Here is a 1,753-nt window from a genome sequence, read left to right as displayed (position 1 = left end):
AGCTAGCGCACCACGTTGAAAACGTGATAAAGTAGAAGTACCCAAAGTAATCACTCCTTATAGCTGGTTGGAATTAACTACTACCATTGTAAGAGATTGCTTTGGGCCTTTTTTTATTTTTGTTCGGATTAATTATAGAATTTGCCCTTTAGATAGGTTTTATTTATCAATGAGAATTACCTTTCTTAATTCGATATACAAGGATCCAGAAAGGTAATGCAATTAGAACAGTGCCAATTAACGGAATAAATGAATATAAAACAGCTGCGCATGTATAGTTATTTTGATAAATAACAAAATATAATAGAGCACCTGCAGAAACAATTATTCCCGAAATGGGTAAACTTTTAGTCGTGTAAAAGAGTAAATTTTTCTCATATTTTTTCATAAAAATTGCCTCTTATTAATGATTCATTGCACATGCACCTTCTGATGCAGCGCCACACACGACAGCGCAAGCTAAACCTGCGATGCCATTTACGGCAGCCCAAACTGCACAATAGGAACCACAAGCTAACACACCAGCCATACCGCATGAAAATTCTTTGCCATGAAATTTAAAATGCTTTGTCTTTTTTTTCGCCAGAATATTAATTTGATTCAGTTCATTGTTTGAGGCGGAAAATTCGGTTTTTGGTGATGTGCTCTTAGTAGTACCTTGCTCAGCAGAGAAGCTTACAACCTTATTATTGCTCTTATCAACAACCGTTTGAGTTAATATTGTAGTATTTTTGTCATTATTTTTGTAAACATTATAAACAACATCCGTTGATATAGAAGGATCTACTGAGGATGTTGCACGATAATTATATGGTGTGACTGCGTCTTGGTCATTGGTATAACCACGTTTTTTTATATTATTTAAATAGTTATTTATTTTCTCACTTTTATTTAAATTAGAAACATCTTGCTGTGCATTGCTTGAGCTCAAAGACGAAACCTTTGCACTCAAGTTTGAATATTTAAGCTCTGTATTTAAATTATGGTAATAAGATCCAACTCTAGTTTTAGCCGAACCATTAATTGGGAATAAGAACGAGCCAAGTAATACAGTAACTGAGCACATTAGTAGTCCGATAAATATTTTTTTAAAATGTTTTGCCTTACTCATAATCAACAACTCCTCTAATTTTTAAGGAACCCTTATTGTAAGAACTTGTCTACTACTGAAATTTTGGATTCTCCAACTAAACGTGTAACCTCATGGGTGCCATTGTATTTTATTAAAGTTGGTATAGCATTTACATGCAGTCCCTTTAATTTTTTATAGCTAGAATTAGGTTCGTTAGCTAAATCGACTTTAAAGATTTCCTTGTTAGGATGCTTAGCAATAGCTTGTCGGTAAATCTTTTTCATTTTTTGACAATGAATGCAGTATCTAGAAGCATAGAGGACATACGTTATCTTTCTTTTCTTTTGTTTGAGCAATTTTAATGCGGTGGTTAATTTTACATTCACCACTTTTCCTTCTGACTTTGCGAGCACTGTACTTGGAAGTAAAAACATGAGGCTGATTCCTATTACGAACAAGCAAAAACTGCTTAAAACTGTTATTTTTCGTTTTTTCATAAAAAGCCTCCTCAACACATAAAATCGATGTTAAAACAATCAATATATGCTACATGCTCATAATATCACAATTAATTTTGTTTGTGGCAAATTCTATAATTAATTCGAACGAAAGTAAAAACGCCCAGAGTAATCTCTTACAATGGTAGTAGTTAATTCCAACCAGCTATAAGGAGTGATTACT

General features: G+C 33.1%; 2 protein-coding genes. Both read right to left on the bottom strand.

All coding sequences use genetic code 11. The features are described 5' to 3' along the window. Positions 1-403 precede the first annotated feature (403 nt). Positions 404-1,111 carry a putative immunity/bacteriocin fusion bifunctional protein gene (locus LOSG293_RS09750; RefSeq protein ID WP_034529865.1) on the bottom strand — a complete coding sequence of 236 codons (708 nt, stop codon included), beginning with the start codon at positions 1,109-1,111 and terminating at the stop codon, positions 404-406. Between the two features lie 32 nt (positions 1,112-1,143). Next, the gene (locus LOSG293_RS09745) at positions 1,144-1,569 is read right to left on the bottom strand and encodes a thioredoxin family protein (RefSeq protein WP_034529862.1); all 426 of its coding nucleotides are present in this window, start codon (positions 1,567-1,569) and stop codon (positions 1,144-1,146) included. Positions 1,570-1,753: the final 184 nt, after the last annotated feature.

Source organism: Secundilactobacillus oryzae JCM 18671, from assembly GCF_000740055.1.
GTDB lineage: Bacteria > Bacillota > Bacilli > Lactobacillales > Lactobacillaceae > Secundilactobacillus > Secundilactobacillus oryzae.
The sequence above is the reverse complement of the archived record's forward strand: the minus strand, read 5'-3'. Positions and strand labels throughout refer to the sequence as shown.

Coding starts and splice junctions, on each gene's coding strand:
- LOSG293_RS09745 (WP_034529862.1), bottom strand. CDS start 1,569: ATGAAAAAACGAAAAATAACAGTTTTAAGCAGTTTTTGCTTGTTCGTA.
- LOSG293_RS09750 (WP_034529865.1), bottom strand. CDS start 1,111: ATGAGTAAGGCAAAACATTTTAAAAAAATATTTATCGGACTACTAATG.